The 13,601-nt window shown below is 68.3% G+C and carries 14 protein-coding genes and 1 riboswitch; all 14 genes read right to left on the reverse strand.

Annotated elements, in window-relative coordinates; all coding sequences use genetic code 11:
- Positions 1-40: 40 nt before the first annotated feature.
- Entirely contained in the window at positions 41-733 is a 693-nt protein-coding gene (gene mtgA / locus GPA27_RS09880) for a monofunctional biosynthetic peptidoglycan transglycosylase (RefSeq protein ID WP_169139996.1), read from the reverse strand.
- Positions 730-1,569: a shikimate dehydrogenase gene (gene aroE, locus GPA27_RS09885; RefSeq protein ID WP_169139998.1), complete on the reverse strand. Its 840-nt coding sequence runs from the start codon at positions 1,567-1,569 to the stop codon at positions 730-732. The genes mtgA and aroE overlap by 4 nt, the downstream gene beginning before the upstream one ends.
- On the reverse strand, positions 1,566-2,561 hold the full coding sequence (locus tag GPA27_RS09890) for an energy transducer TonB (RefSeq protein WP_169140000.1): 996 nt from the start codon (positions 2,559-2,561) through the stop codon (positions 1,566-1,568). The genes aroE and GPA27_RS09890 overlap by 4 nt, the downstream gene beginning before the upstream one ends.
- Before the next feature lie 12 nt (positions 2,562-2,573).
- Positions 2,574-4,487, reverse strand: coding sequence for a ribonuclease catalytic domain-containing protein (locus tag GPA27_RS09895; protein ID WP_169140002.1), 1,914 nt, complete (start codon positions 4,485-4,487; stop codon positions 2,574-2,576).
- Positions 4,488-4,559: 72 nt separating this feature from the next.
- Positions 4,560-5,459 (reverse strand): EamA family transporter RarD, encoded by a 900-nt coding sequence (rarD, locus tag GPA27_RS09900; RefSeq protein ID WP_169140004.1) that lies wholly within the window; start codon positions 5,457-5,459, stop codon positions 4,560-4,562.
- The gene (locus GPA27_RS09905) at positions 5,456-6,304 is read right to left on the reverse strand and encodes a methyltransferase domain-containing protein (RefSeq protein ID WP_169140006.1); all 849 of its coding nucleotides are present in this window, start codon (positions 6,302-6,304) and stop codon (positions 5,456-5,458) included. Before GPA27_RS09905 ends, rarD begins: the two co-directional genes overlap by 4 nt.
- Positions 6,301-6,888: a YqiA/YcfP family alpha/beta fold hydrolase gene (locus tag GPA27_RS09910; protein WP_169140008.1), complete on the reverse strand. Its 588-nt coding sequence runs from the start codon at positions 6,886-6,888 to the stop codon at positions 6,301-6,303. Before GPA27_RS09910 ends, GPA27_RS09905 begins: the two co-directional genes overlap by 4 nt.
- Positions 6,889-6,950: 62 nt before the next feature.
- The gene (locus GPA27_RS09915) at positions 6,951-7,775 is read right to left on the reverse strand and encodes an undecaprenyl-diphosphate phosphatase (RefSeq protein WP_169140010.1); all 825 of its coding nucleotides are present in this window, start codon (positions 7,773-7,775) and stop codon (positions 6,951-6,953) included.
- Positions 7,776-7,885: 110 nt separating this feature from the next.
- A complete protein-coding gene (locus GPA27_RS09920) occupies positions 7,886-8,143 on the reverse strand; it encodes a YkgJ family cysteine cluster protein (protein WP_169140011.1) in 258 nt (85 codons plus the stop codon).
- A gap of 3 nt (positions 8,144-8,146) precedes the next feature.
- A complete protein-coding gene (locus GPA27_RS09925; protein ID WP_169140013.1) occupies positions 8,147-8,674 on the reverse strand; it encodes a DUF2478 domain-containing protein in 528 nt (175 codons plus the stop codon).
- Between the two features lie 90 nt (positions 8,675-8,764).
- On the reverse strand, positions 8,765-8,911 hold the full coding sequence (locus GPA27_RS09930) for a hypothetical protein (protein WP_169140015.1): 147 nt from the start codon (positions 8,909-8,911) through the stop codon (positions 8,765-8,767).
- Between the two features lie 126 nt (positions 8,912-9,037).
- Positions 9,038-10,039, reverse strand: a complete 1,002-nt coding sequence (locus GPA27_RS09935) for a c-type cytochrome (protein WP_169140017.1) — start codon at positions 10,037-10,039, stop codon at positions 9,038-9,040.
- A gap of 261 nt (positions 10,040-10,300) precedes the next feature.
- Positions 10,301-12,217, reverse strand: a complete 1,917-nt coding sequence (gene thiC, locus GPA27_RS09940) for a phosphomethylpyrimidine synthase ThiC (RefSeq protein ID WP_169140019.1) — start codon at positions 12,215-12,217, stop codon at positions 10,301-10,303.
- A 51-nt stretch (positions 12,218-12,268) separates the two neighbouring features.
- A riboswitch (TPP riboswitch) is annotated at positions 12,269-12,379 on the reverse strand.
- A gap of 152 nt (positions 12,380-12,531) precedes the next feature.
- Positions 12,532-13,371, reverse strand: coding sequence for a bifunctional hydroxymethylpyrimidine kinase/phosphomethylpyrimidine kinase (gene thiD, locus GPA27_RS09945; RefSeq protein WP_169140021.1), 840 nt, complete (start codon positions 13,369-13,371; stop codon positions 12,532-12,534).
- Positions 13,372-13,601: the final 230 nt, after the last annotated feature.

Here is a 13,601-nt window from a genome sequence, read left to right on the forward strand (position 1 = left end):
GCCGCAGCCGCCCCGCAGCGCGTGGCTGCGGAGGCCGCGTTCAGGGCACCTGGGCGTAGGCCATGCGCCCGCGGATGCGTGCCGCGTGGGCGGCCAGGCGCGGGCCGAACTGCTTCTCGTACTTGCGTGGATTGGGCAGCATCACCGCGAGGCGCGCGGCCTCGTCGGGGCCCAGCCGACTGGCGGGAACGCCGTAGTAGCGGCGCGCGGCCGCCTCGCAGCCGAAGATGCCGGTGCCCCACTCGACGACGTTGAGGTACACCTCGAGGATGCGGCGCTTGCTCCACACGGTCTCGATCATCACGGTGATGACCGCTTCCTGCGCCTTGCGGAAGTAGCTGCGCGTCGGCGACAGGAACAGGTTCTTGGCGAGCTGCTGGCTGATCGTGGAGCCGCCCGCGACCGCACGGCCCTTGCGCTGGTTCTTCTCCAGCGCGCGCTGGATGCCCTCCCAGTCGAAGCCTTCGTGATCGACGAAGCTGTCGTCCTCGGCGGCGATCACGGCGCGCTTGAGATGGACGGAAATGCGCTCGTAGGGAACCCACTCGTGGCGGAGTTCTGCTTTCGGGCGCTTCTCCTGCAGTTCGTCGAGGCGGATGTCCATGAAGCTGGTGCTGGACGGGTTGAAATGGCTCCACCACAGCACCAGCAGGAAGATCCACAGCTGGTACAACACCAGCAGCGCGACGAGCGCCACGCACACCCAGCCCGCGCGCCGCAGGAGCGTCTTCATGCGCCTTCGATCTGGCGCCGCAACTCGGCAAGGACCGGGGCCGTCGCGGGACGCACGCCGCGCCACAGCAGGAAGCTCTCTGCCGCCTGCTCGACGAGCATGCCGAGGCCGTCGGCGAGCCGTGCCGCGCCGTCGCCGCGGGCCGCGACGAGGAAGGGCGTGTCGCCGCGGCCATACATCATGTCGTAGGCCAGCGCGCCGGGTGCGTACAGGCCGGGCGGCAGCGGCGGGGCCTCGTCGGCAAGGCTCGCGGCGGTGGCGTTGATGACGACGTCGAACTGCGATCCGGCGAGATCGGCGAAGCTGCCGGCCGTGAGCGGCGTGCTGCCGGCGGCTGCCGAGAATTCGGCGACGAGCGCTTCGGCGCGCGACACGGTGCGGTTCGCGAGCGTGAGGCGGGCGGGCGCGGCGGACAGCAGGGGCAGCATCACGCCGCGCGCGGCGCCGCCCGCGCCGAGCAGCAGGATGCGGCGGCCGGCGAGCGGGCAGTCGAGGTTGTGCGTGAGGTCGCGCACGAGGCCCGCGCCGTCGGTGTTGTCGCCGTAGATGCCTTCGGCGTCGAACTTGAGGGTGTTCACCGCGCCGGCGGCCTGCGCGCGCGGCGAGCGCCGCTCGGCCAGCGCGAAGGCTTCGAGCTTGAACGGGACCGTGACGTTGCAGCCGCGCCCGCCCGCGGCGCGGAACCCGGCGACCGTCGCGGCGAAGCCGTCGAGCGGCGCAAGCAGCGCCTCGTAGGTCAGCGTCTGGCCGGTCTGGGCGGCGAAGGCGGCATGGATCACCGGCGACTTGCTGTGGGCGATGGGGTTTCCGATGACGGCGTAGCGATTAGGGTTCATCGTGTGGTCACGCTGCTGTCGTTTGTAAATGTCCAAGTGCGGGCGAACTCAATAATGTCTGCCTTTTCCTTGAGGTCATTGGAAAAAGGTGCAAATGGAGCAGCCAAGTTGAGAATTCGAAGTGCTGCTTCATCCAGTACTTTCTCGCCCGATGATCGCTGAATTTCAGCATGGATCAGCGTTCCATCAGATTTGATGGCAACGAATACAAGCACGCTGCCGTAAATTCTTCCGCGCGCAGCGTCGGGGTAGTTGAGGGTGCCGACGCGCTCGATCTTCTGGCGCCAGTCCTCGAGGTATTGCGCGAAGCGGTATTCCTTCGCCTTCGCGCCGATAAACATTTTACGCGGGCGCTTGGCGTACTCGTCGAGCTTGCGGTCGATCTCCGCCTCGAGGCGCGCGGCGGCCGCGGCGCTGTCGAGGAGGTCGAGGCCCGAGGGCTTCGGTTCGATGGCGGCCGGATCGGGCTGCTGCACCGCGGCCTGGGTCTGTGCGGCGGATTTCTGTGCCGTCATGACCTCGGGGCGGGCGGCGCTGCGATCCGAGGTGCGCTTGCGCGACTCGGTGAGGGTGTCGCCGTCGCGCTGCGTGGGTTGGGGCGGCAGCGGCGACTTCGGGCGCACGTTCTTTTCGCTGGTGCCGCCGCCGTCGAGGTTGGCCTGCGCGAGCACGTCGGCCTTTTCCGGCGCGCGCGCATGGCGTGCGTTCACCAGCACCACTTCCAGGCCGCGGTCGAGTTCGCGCGGCCGTGGCCCGAGGTCCATCGTGAAGCCGATCGACAGCGCCAGCGCGTGGATCGCGACAGACAGGAGGAAGGCGATCGCGAGCAGCGGGTCGCCCTGCAGGATGTCGTTGCTGCGACGGGTCGCGAGAGGGGGGGCGGCTATGCCGGCGGCACGTCCCGCGGCGCCCGTGGGGCGAACTGCGGCAGTCGCCGGGCGTGCCGCGCTGCCGGTCGCGTGCGGGGTGCGAAGGTCGTTGTTGCGAGCCATGCCGTCCGGCGTTCAGTTGCCTTCGAGTGCTGCGTCGGCCGCTTCGGCGGGATCGGGCTCGGCGAGCATCTCGACGAAGCGTGCGCTGATGTCGACGTCGAGCAGGTCGCTGTGTTCGACCGTCAGGCGCACGCGCGTGCCCGGCAGCATCACCGGCAGCGAGGGCACCTTGACCATCAGCGGGATCGCGTCGAGGCGCACGAGGTTGTCGCGCAGCACCTTGCCGTCGACGGCGATGCCCGGCTGCTGGCGCAGCCAGCGCAGGCACCAGTAGCGTTCCATCTGGCGCTGGAAGTCGGCGTAGGCGGCGTAGGTGACGTCGAAGTCGCGCATCGCGGCCATCAGGTCGGCGGACTTCGGTGCGAACGCGGGCGCTTCGTCGCGCAGCACCGAGACGATCTGCCACTGGTTGACCATGTCGACATAGCGACGCAGCGGCGAGCTCGACCACGCGTAGCAGTCCACACCGAGGCCGTCGTGCGGGCCGGCGGCGGTGGACATGCGCACCTTGCCGCCGCTCTGCACGCGGTACAGGCCCGGGATGCCGGCCTCGTCGAGGAGCTTGCCCCAGGTCGAGTTGGCGAGAATCATCATCTCGGCCACCAGCTTGTCGAGCGGCGAGCCGCGCTTCCTCTGCGAGATCGTGACGTAGCCGGGGCCGTCGGCGGTGTGCGTTTGCCAGTCGACGTAGAAGTTGAAGTCGACCTGGTTGCGGTTGTCCTCGGCCTTGCCGCGGCCGGCCTCGAGCACGTTGGCGAGGTCCCACAGCAGCGTGAGTTCGCGCTTCCATTCGAAGTCGGGGCCGCCGGAGTGGTCGTGCAGCACCTGCTCGTTGAAGAGCGGCTCGATGTCGTGGTGGCGCAGGTTCGCGACGATGGGCACGCGTTCGACGACCGTCTCATGACGCTGGACGGCGAGCGCCGCGGTGACGTCGAGGTACAGCGACACGGCGGGGCAGTCGCGGCCGGCGGCGAGCGTGAAGGTCTCGACGACCACGTCGGGCAGCATCGTGATCTTGTTGCCCGGCATGTACACCGTGGACAGGCGCCGGCGCGCGATCGCGTCGAGCGAGGAGCCGCGCGCGAAGCCGAGCGCGGGTGCGGCGATGTGGATGCCGATGCGCCAGCCGCCGCCTTCGCGCGGCGTCACCGAGAAGGCGTCGTCGATCTCGGTGGTGGTGGCGTCGTCGATCGAGAATGCGGCGACCTGTGCGAGCGGGAGATCGGCCGGGTCGGCCGGGGCTTCGAAGGCCGGGAAGGCGGTGCCTTCGGCGAAGTATTCGAACAGGAAGCGGTTGTAGTGGAAGTCGTAGCTCGACTCCAGCGCGCCGCATTGCAGCAGCAGGCGCGGGGCCGACAGCCCGGCGTCCACGCAGGCGGCCTCGAAAGCCTTGGTCTCGACGCGGTTGCGGTCGGGGCGGTAGAGGAGTTGCGGCAGCATGCCGGCGATCTCGGCCGGCATCCGGCCTGCGACCAGCTCGGCGCGCATGCGCTCGATCGCCTCGGCCTGCTGGCGCTTCTTCTCCAGCCCGGCGAGCGCGGCCTGCAGGATGTCGGCGGGGGCCTTGCGGAAGCGGCCGCGGCCCTTGCGGTGGAAGTACATCGGCGCCGAGTGCAGGCGCAGCAGGATGCTCGCGGACTCGACGGCGTTCGGCGCGTGGCCGTGGTATTCGGCGGCGAACTCGTCGAAAGCGAACTCGTCGTCGCCGCTCACTTCCCACAGGAAGGCAGTGTCCAGTTCTTCGGCGCCCGCTTCGGCGCGGCTGAGCAGGTCGCCCGGCGACGGCTCGCGGAAGCGCATCAGCACGTGGTTGCTTTTCAGCTTCACGCGCTTGCCGTGGGACGTCTCGACCTGCAGCGAGGAATCGTTATCAGCGAGGATGGTCCCGGCCTTGAAGGCCCCATCCTCTTCGAACAGCACGAACATCGGAACCGCCATACTTGAGCAAGCCCGACAGTTTAAAGGATTCGACCGCCGGGCGCAGAGTGTGGCCGACGACTACCGTGCCGCGCGGTTCGCCCGCAGCATGTCGACCGAATAGACGGCGAGTGCTGCCCAGATCAGCGCGAAGCCGGCGAGCTGGCCGGCGTCGAAGGGTTCGCGGAAGACGAACACCGCGAGCAGGAAATTGATGCTGGGCGCGAGGTACTGCACGAAGCCGACCGTGGATAGCGGCAGGCGCTGCGCGCCGAGCGCGAACAGCATCAGCGGCACGGCGGTGAGCACGCCGGCGAGCGGCAGCAGCGCGTCGGTGGCGAGGTCCTGGCCGAATTGCAGGCTGCCACGGCTGGCGAGCCAGGCCAGCCAGCCGATCGCGAGCGGCGCGGTGACCAGGGTTTCGACGAACAGGCCGTTGATCGCATCGACCGGCGCGCGCTTGCGCAGCAGGCCGTACACGCCGAAGGTGATCGCGAGAAAGAGTGCGATCCACGGCAGCGTGCCGACCTGCCACACGCGCCACGCGACGCCGGCGCAGGCGAGCGCGACCGCTGCCTGCTGCAGCGGACGCATGCGTTCTCCGAGCACGAGGCGGCCGAGCAGGATGCTCACCAGCGGATTGATGAAGTAGCCGAGGCTGGCTTCGAGCAGGCGGTCGGCGGAGATCGCCCACACGAAGACCAGCCAGTTGCTGCCGGTGAGCGAGGCCGACAGCGCGAGCAGGCCGATCAGGCGCGGCTGCGCCACCAGGCGGCGCAGCCCGTCGAAGCCGCGCCAGAACGCGAGCAGCGCGAGGAGGAAGACGACCGACCACAGCACGCGGTGCGCGACGATTTCGCCCGGCGACACGCTGCCGACCGCCTTGAAGTAGAGCGGCATCAGCCCCCACATCGTGAACGCGATCAGCGTCGCGATGACGCCTTGGCGGCGTCGCTGCGAATCGCTTGCTGCCGCCGTCATGAACGGGCGGTCGCGACCAGCGCGAGGGCCTCGACGGTGTAGCCGCCGTCCTCGGTGCGGTGGCTTGCGAGGTCGGCTTCGACTGCGGCGCGCAGGGTGGCCTGGGTGGCTTCGGGCAGGCGCGAGAGGGCCTCGGCCGCACCGCCGGCGAGATCGAGAAAGGCCTGCCAGTAGCTTTCCGCGTCGGGAAAGTGGCAGCGGAAGGGGCAGGGTGCGATGCGTACGTCGGCGAAGCCGGCGTCGGTCAGCGCGGTCGTCAGCGCGGCCGCGTCGCCGAAGCGGAACACCGAGGGACGGGCAACCTTGGGGGGCGGGAGCTGGCGGGCGATGCAGTCCTGCGCGCGCGCAATCAGCGGAACGGCCTCGCGCGGGCCCCACACCGAGAGTGCGACGCGTCCGCCGGGGCGCAGCACGCGGCGCATCTCCGCGAGCGCCTGCTGCGGGTGCGGGAACATGAAGAGCGCGAGGCCGGCGAGCACGCGGTCGAAGCTCGCGTCGGGCAGGCACAGGTGTTCGGCGTCGGCGGCGGCGAAGCCGAGGGCGTCGCTCTTGCCCTCGGCGGCCGTGCGTCGCGCGCCTTCGGCGAGCATGCCGTCGGCGATGTCGCTCGCGAGCACCCAGCCACCCGGCGCGATGCGCGCGGCGGCGTCGCGGGCGAGGAGTCCGGGACCGCTTGCGAGGTCGAGCACGGTCTGTCCCGGTGCGAGATCGGCCGCGTCGAGCAGCGCCGTGGCGAGGTCGGCGCGCAGGTGGGCCCCTTCCGCGTAGCGTGCGGCGATGCGGTTGAAGCCGGCGCGCTCCTGCGCCTTGAGGCGGCGGGCGTCGAAGCCTGCGGGCGTGCTCATCGTGCCGCGAGCCCGGCGAAGGCGATCACCTCGTCGAGGTAGTCGGTCCAGCGCGAGAAGCCGTGGTCGCCGCCTTCGAGCACGGTCTGGCGCGCGCCGGCGTATTTCGCGACCGCATCGCGGTAGTCCAGCACCTCGTCGCCGGTCTCGACCATCAGCCAGAAATCCTGCGGGCGGGCGAGCGTCGCGACGTCCATCGCGCGCAGCTGGCCAATGTAGGCTTCCTTGAAGTCGAAGGTTTCGCCCGTGTACAGGTTGGTCTGCTCGCCGACGTAGGCTTCCAGCGACAGCGGTGCGACGACGGCCGGATTCACGAGCACGGCCTTGAGGGCGTGCTTCTCGGCCAGATGCGTCGCGTAGTAGCCGCCCAGCGAACTGCCGACCAGCGTCGGCGCGAGGGCGGGGCGCGCGCTGCGGCAGCGCGCGATCTGGCGCTCGACCAGCGCGATGGCGGCGTCCGGTTCGGGCGGCAGCAGCTCGCACCAGAATTCCTCGCCCAGCCCCTTCGCCGCCATGTGGCGCTGCAGCGCCTGCGCCTTGATCGACGCCGGAGCCGAGCGGAAACCATGCAGGTAGATGATCATTGCGTATGCAGGGGCTGTGGCGAAGCCCCTAGTTTAACCACGTGCGGCGGATTTTCGGGCGCTCAGACCTCGCTCCATGCGACGAGGCCGAACTTCCACGTCGCCAGCACGATGATGCCGAAGACGATGCGGTACCACGCGAAGACGATGAAGGTGTGGTTGGAGACGAAGCGGATGAAGGTCTTCACCGCCCACATCGCGGCGACGAAGGAGGCGACGAAACCGACCGCGAACACCGGCAGGTCGCCGGCGTGGAGCATGTCGCGCGCCTTGTACAGGTCGTACGCGGTCGCCGCGAACATCGTCGGGATCGCGAGGAAGAAGGAGAACTCCGCCGCCGTCTTGCGCGACAGGCCGAACACCAGCCCGCCCATGATGGTCGCGCCCGAGCGCGAGGTGCCGGGAATCATCGCCAGCGCCTGCGCGAAGCCGACCTTGAGCGCGTCCGGCCAGCGCATCTCGTCGACGGCATTGATGCGCGGATGGTAGCTGCGCTTTTCCAGCCACAGGATCACGAAGCCGCCGACGATCAGCGCGGTGGCGACGGTGAGCGGGTTGAAGAGCAGCGCCTTGATCTTCGAATGGAACATCACGCCCAGCACGGCCGCGGGCAGAAAGCCGACGATCAGCAGTCCGACGAAGCGCTGCGCGGCAGGATCGCTGGCGACGCCGGTCGCGACGTGCACGAGGCGCTCGCGGTAATCCCAGCACACGGCGAGGATCGCCGCGAGCTGGATCACGATCTTGAACACCTTGCTGGCCTCGTCGTTGTAGCCGAGCAGGTCGCCGAAGATGATCAGGTGGCCGGTCGAGGAAACCGGCAGGAATTCGGTGAGGCCTTCTATGATGCCGAGAAGCAGGGCGACGAACAGCTGGGCGAGATCCATGAGGCGGGGCGGCTTGCGCCGGGGCGATGATGAACGAAAGGCGCGATGATACCCCTCGTCATGTTGCAGGGCCGCACAAATCGCCCCTCAGTCGCAACGGAAAGTAAGCGTCAGGCCGGCGCGGTGAGCGTTTCCAAGTCGGCCAGCCACCGTATCGCCGCCTCGCGCTGCGCGCCGCACATCTGCGGACTGGGCGCGAGGCTGCCGCAAACCGCGGGGCGACGCGGGTCGCCGAAGAGGCGGCAGCGGTCGGTTTCATCGAGTTGGACGCAGCGCACACCGGCGGGCTTGCCGCCCTCCATGCCGGGGATGGGGCTGGAGATGGACGGTGCGATGCAGCAGGCGGCGCAGGCCGGGCGGCACTCCATCGTTCAGGTGTGCGCGGGCAGGGCGCGCCACCACGCGAGGATGTCGGCGACCTTCGGTTCGAGGAGCGTCGAGTGGCCGCCGGTGAAGTGCTGCCATTCGGCGAGGAAGCGCTCCCCGACCGCCGTGATGACCGGCACGCCGCTCGTCACCGCCATCGCCATCTCGGTGCGCAGACCCGCTCCGCTCACTTCCTGCGCGCCGAACTTGTTGATGAAGACGAGTTCCGCGCCGCGTTCGAGCGCCCCGCGCACCGCGACCGCGGCATGCGCGAGCGCATCCGGATCGAGCCGGCAGGCTTCCGACCCGCTGCCCAGATCCTGCGACAGGGCGAAGCGCTCGCCGGATGCGAGATCCTCCAGTTCCATGCCGCAGGGATCATTGATGGTCGTCGGAATGTCGTGCTGCAGGATGCCGCCGAGCCGCACGCCAAGGCCGGCCAGCGCTTGCGCCGCCTCCAGGAGCACCGGCTCGATGTGATCGGTGGGGCGGTAGACGATGGCGGCGATCGGCAGGGGCTGGTCGGTGGTCATGGCGGAGGCACGCGTGGGTAATCCGCCATTGTCGCACTGCGTGACGTTTGGACGAAGCGGGTGACGTGGCGGCCCCTTGCGGGGCCTACGTCAGTAGCCTCCGCCGCCACCGCGCATGCTGTCGCGGGCCGGGGCCGATGACTGCGTGCCGTCCTTCGCGGTCGTCGCACAACCGGTGCCGGTTGCGAGAAGGGCCGTGACGAGCGCCGTGAGCAGGGCTGTCAGCACTCTTTGCATCGCGGGATCCTCCATCGATCGTTCCGCCGGCCCGCCGCTGGTGCGGACGGTGCTGGCGGAACGTAGCTGTTGGAGGGGGCGATGGGGGCGAAGTTCGACCGCGGCGGACGCTGCTGGCCGACCCGGTCAGCGCATCGCGGCGGCGTCGCGGGCGGCCTTGAGGGCCGCGGCACGCTGCCTGGCCAGATCCATCAGCGGCGGATAGGGGCCGTAGCGGTGCTGGTCGGCCGAGGCGCCGTCGACGTAGGGCGGGAAGGCGGCATCCACGGGCTTGTTCCAGCGCGCCGGGAAGTCGTTCTCGAGGCCGGCCTTGATCGGGCGCGACTTCGACAGCACATAGCCGGCGACGTCGAAGGCTTCGTCGTCGCTCAGGACCGGGGCCACGTGGGTGGTGCCCTGCGGCATGTTGTGCCTGATGAAGGCGGCCGCGGTCAGCATGCGGTTCATGCCGGCGCCGTTGTTGAAGGTGTCCTTGCCCCACAGCGGCGGGAATACATAACCCTCGGCGTCGCCGACCTTGCCGCGGCGCTGGCCCTGGCCGTCCACGCCGTGGCAGGCGGCGCAATTCCTGGCATACACCGCCTCGCCGGCGACGAGGTCGGCGCGGCGGTCGGGCACCTTGATCTGCTTCGCCCCGGCGCCCTCGACCTTCGCGCCGACCGGTACGCCGCGGGACATGTAATGGATGTAAGCGGCAAAGGCCTTCATCTCGCGCGACTCGAGTGGCAGCGCCTTGCCGTTCATGCTGCGCTCCATGCAGCCGTTCACGCGTTCCTCGACCGAGCTGATGGCGTCTTCACGTGCGCGGTACTGCGGGAAGGTCGCGGAAACGCCGACCCAGGGCATCGCGTAGGGCTTGGTGGCTTCGTTCTGGTGGCAGGACGTGCAGGCGAGGTTGTTGCCGGCGAAGCGCATGCTGCGCTCCTGCACTTCCGGTCCGATGACGGCGAACGTGCGGGTCGTGAGTTCGTGGCCGTAGCGCACGAGGTCGCCGTAGGCGTCCTTCGGCAGCTTGTCCAGCGAGGGGGCGGGACGGTCGATCAGGCTGAGCGTCGGGGCTTCCTGGGCGAGCGCGGGCGTCGCCGCAAGCAGCAACCCGAGGCTGGACGCGACGATACGTGCTTTCATGAATTTCTCTCTCCGTAATTGTCAGAAAATTATTAAATGCTTATATATAAACTCTATCGATTCCCTTCCCAAGGTGCAACAGTTCAGTCCTCAAGGTTGCCCGGTTTGGGCTCGGGGTTTACCGCGATGGATGGCGAAATTGCGTGATGGCGGCATTAACGCTGACGTTGCGGATCGCGGCCGGCGACCACGCGGCCCCGCCCGAAAAAATACGGGCCGCACTGGGCGGCCCGTCTTCGATGCCTGCTTCGCGCGGCAGCGTCAGATCTTCTTGTACACCTCGGCGCCGGCCTTCACGAACTCGACCGACTTCACCTCCATGCCTTTGGCGAGGGCTTCCTCTTCCTTCAGCCCTTCTTTCGCGGCGAAGTCGCGCACATCCTGCGTTATCTTCATCGAGCAGAAGTGCGGGCCGCACATCGAGCAGAAGTGCGCGACCTTGGCGGACTCCTTCGGCAGGGTCTCGTCGTGGAAGCTCTTCGCCTTGTCCGGGTCGAGGCCGAGGTTGAACTGGTCTTCCCAGCGGAACTCGAAGCGCGCCTTGGAGAGCGCGTTGTCGCGGATCTGCGCGCCGGGGTGGCCCTTGGCGAGGTCGGCGGCGTGCGCGGCGAGCTTGTAGGTGATGATGCCTTCCTTGACGTCGTTCTTGTCCGGCAGGCCCAGGTGCTCCTTTGGCGTCACGTAGCACAGCATCGCGGTGCCGTACCAGCCGATCTGCGCGGCGCCGATGCCGCTGGTGATGTGGTCGTAGCCCGGGGCGATGTCGGTCGTCAGCGGTCCCAGCGTGTAGAAGGGCGCTTCCTTGCAGTACTCGAGCTGGAGATCCATGTTCTCCTTGATGAGGTGCATCGGCACGTGGCCCGGACCTTCGATGATGGTCTGCACGTCGTGCTTCCACGCGATGTCGGTGAGCTCGCCGAGGGTTTTCAATTCACCCAGCTGCGCGTCGTCGTTGGCGTCGTAGATCGAGCCCGGACGCAGGCCGTCGCCGAGCGAGAAGGCCACGTCGTAGGCCTTCATGATCTCGCAGATGTCCTCGAAATGCGTGTAGAGGAAGCTCTCCTTGTGGTGCGCGAGGCACCACTTCGCCATGATCGAGCCGCCGCGCGAGACGATGCCGGTCATGCGATTCGCCGTCATCGGCACGTAGCGCAGCAGCACGCCCGCGTGGATCGTGAAGTAGTCGACGCCCTGTTCGGCCTGCTCGATCAGCGTGTCGCGGAAGATCTCCCAGGTGAGGTCCTCGGCCTTGCCGTTCACCTTCTCGAGCGCCTGGTAGATCGGCACCGTGCCGATCGGCACCGGCGAGTTGCGGATGATCCACTCGCGCGTCTCGTGGATGTTCTTGCCGGTGGAGAGATCCATCACCGTGTCGCCGCCCCAGCGGATCGACCAGGTCATCTTGTCGACCTCTTCCGAGATCGACGAGCCGAGCGCCGAGTTGCCGATGTTGGCGTTGATCTTCACGAGGAAGTTGCGGCCGATGATCATCGGCTCGCTTTCCGGATGGTTGATGTTGTTCGGGATGATCGCGCGGCCGCGAGCGACCTCGCTGCGAACGAACTCGGGCGTGATCTCTTCAGGAATCGATGCGCCGAAGTGCTGGCCCGGATGCTGGCGGGTCAGGAGCTTCGCCATCTTTTCGCCGGTGGGGCCCGTGCCGCGCAGCGTCTCGACGTAGGCGCGGCGATTCATGTTCTCGCGGATCGCGACGTATTCCATCTCGGGCGTGATGATGCCCTTGCGCGCGTAGTGCATCTGCGACACGTTCATCCCCGCCTTGGCGCGGCGCGGATGGCGGTGCAGGTCGGGGAAGCGCAGCTCGTCGAGGCTCTTGTCGCCGGCGCGCTGGCGGCCGAACTCGGACGACAGGTCGGCGAGGATTTCGGTGTCGCCGCGCTCCTCGATCCACTGCTGGCGTAGCGCCGGCAGGCCCGAGCGGATGTCGATCTTGGCAGTCGGGTCGGTGTAGGGGCCGGACGTGTCGTACACGAAGATCGGCGGGTTCTTCTCGCCGCCGAAGGCGGTCGGCGTGTCGGCCTGCGAGATCTCGCGCATCGGCACGCGGATGTCCGGGCGCGAGCCCTCGACGTAGATCTTGCGGGAATTGGGCAGCGGCGCGATCGCCGCCTCGTCGACGTGGGCCTTCGCGGCGATGAATTTTTCGGTGGCGTTCATGCGTTCTCCTCGGTGGGGCAGGGCCGGGCGGACGACCGGAAGGAGGAGGCGCATGATTGCACCTACGCTTCCCTTCGCCGGAATTACCCGGATCAGGTTCAAAGGGTTTTTCTCACCCTGCAGCCGCCGCGAAGGCGGATGCAAGGACCCCTAGGTAAGTTGCGACACGTTACGCCAAAGCTTGGTGCGTGTAAATCACCAAAAATCGGGACGTGACGTTCTATTACTGCGATATTCGTCGGAAAGCGGCGCCGGGCCGTGATTGCGGTCGCAAGGGGGCCGTCGCAACTTCCCGCGGAGGCGGGCGGGGCACATCAGGCCCCCGGCCACCAGCGGTGAAAGTGATGCACGGGGCCGTGCCCCTTGCCGACCGACAGTGCGCCGGAAGCCGCGATCGCGCGCAGCAGGTAGTCGCGCGCGTCGCGTACCGCCGCTTCGACCGGACGGAAGCCTCCGGCGTGCTGTGGGAGCAACGCGGCGATCGCCGACGACAGGGTGCAGCCGGTGCCGTGCGTGTTCTTCGTCTCGATGCGCGGCGACGGCAGCTCGATCATGCGGTCGCCGTCGAACAGCAGGTCCACGACCTCGCTGCCGGGGAGGTGACCGCCCTTCAACAGCACCCAGCGCTCGGACGACAGCGGCAGCATCTCGCGCAGCCGTTCGGCAGCGCGGTACATCTCCTTCACTGTCTCGGGCGGGCGCTGTTCGAGGAGCACGCCGGCCTCCGGCAGGTTGGGCGTGATCATGAAGCTGCGCGGCAGCAGCGCCTCGATCAGCATCGCGACGGCGTTGCGTGCGAGCAGGTGGTCGCCGCTCTTCGCGACCATCACCGGGTCGCACACGACGAAGGGCGCGTCGAAATGCGCGAGCCGGTCGGCGACCGTCGCGACGATCTCCGCACTGCCGAGCATGCCGAGCTTCACCGCGTGGATCGCGACGTCGGCGAACAGCGTGTCGATCTGCAGGCGCAGGAAATCGGTCGGCGGGGTATGCACGCCGGTCACCGCCTGCGTGTTCTGCGCCGTCAGCGCGGCGACGACGCCGCAGCCGTAGGCGCCGAGCGCGGAGAAGGTCTTGATGTCGGCGAACACGCCGGCCCCGCCGCTGGGGTCGACGCCGGCGATGCTGACGACGTTGGGAATCTGGCGCTGCACGGTCTTACCTCGAAACGGGAGAGCAGGCGGGCGACGCTACCGAAACGTCCCCGCCGTGGCAAGCCGTCGGGGCAATCGCGAACTCCCGTAGAGCCATCCACGTCCCTCCGCCGAACGGTTGCTCCAAGCCCTGCGGGCTGAGACAGCTGTTTCGCGCGTCTCACCGGCGTATCGAGACGTGTGTCTCGCTCTGTCGGTGGCGTGTTGTGCAAATCGTTGAAATAAAAAGA

It is taken from the genome of Aromatoleum toluolicum, from assembly GCF_012911005.2.
Lineage (GTDB): Bacteria > Pseudomonadota > Gammaproteobacteria > Burkholderiales > Rhodocyclaceae > Aromatoleum > Aromatoleum toluolicum.

What these genes read in the sequence shown, in the direction of transcription:
- mtgA (WP_169139996.1), bottom strand. Translation starts at nt 733, where the DNA reads ATGAAGACGCTCCTGCGGCGCGCGGGCTGGGTGTGCGTGGCGCTCGTC.
- aroE (WP_169139998.1), bottom strand. Translation starts at nt 1,569, where the DNA reads ATGAACCCTAATCGCTACGCCGTCATCGGAAACCCCATCGCCCACAGC.
- GPA27_RS09890 (WP_169140000.1), bottom strand. Translation starts at nt 2,561, where the DNA reads ATGGCTCGCAACAACGACCTTCGCACCCCGCACGCGACCGGCAGCGCG.
- GPA27_RS09895 (WP_169140002.1), bottom strand. Translation starts at nt 4,487, where the DNA reads ATGTTCGTGCTGTTCGAAGAGGATGGGGCCTTCAAGGCCGGGACCATC.
- rarD (WP_169140004.1), bottom strand. Translation starts at nt 5,459, where the DNA reads ATGACGGCGGCAGCAAGCGATTCGCAGCGACGCCGCCAAGGCGTCATC.
- GPA27_RS09905 (WP_169140006.1), bottom strand. Translation starts at nt 6,304, where the DNA reads ATGAGCACGCCCGCAGGCTTCGACGCCCGCCGCCTCAAGGCGCAGGAG.
- GPA27_RS09910 (WP_169140008.1), bottom strand. Translation starts at nt 6,888, where the DNA reads ATGATCATCTACCTGCATGGTTTCCGCTCGGCTCCGGCGTCGATCAAG.
- GPA27_RS09915 (WP_169140010.1), bottom strand. Translation starts at nt 7,775, where the DNA reads ATGGATCTCGCCCAGCTGTTCGTCGCCCTGCTTCTCGGCATCATAGAA.
- GPA27_RS09920 (WP_169140011.1), bottom strand. Translation starts at nt 8,143, where the DNA reads ATGGAGTGCCGCCCGGCCTGCGCCGCCTGCTGCATCGCACCGTCCATC.
- GPA27_RS09925 (WP_169140013.1), bottom strand. Translation starts at nt 8,674, where the DNA reads ATGACCACCGACCAGCCCCTGCCGATCGCCGCCATCGTCTACCGCCCC.
- GPA27_RS09930 (WP_169140015.1), bottom strand. Translation starts at nt 8,911, where the DNA reads ATGCAAAGAGTGCTGACAGCCCTGCTCACGGCGCTCGTCACGGCCCTT.
- GPA27_RS09935 (WP_169140017.1), bottom strand. Translation starts at nt 10,039, where the DNA reads ATGAAAGCACGTATCGTCGCGTCCAGCCTCGGGTTGCTGCTTGCGGCG.
- thiC (WP_169140019.1), bottom strand. Translation starts at nt 12,217, where the DNA reads ATGAACGCCACCGAAAAATTCATCGCCGCGAAGGCCCACGTCGACGAG.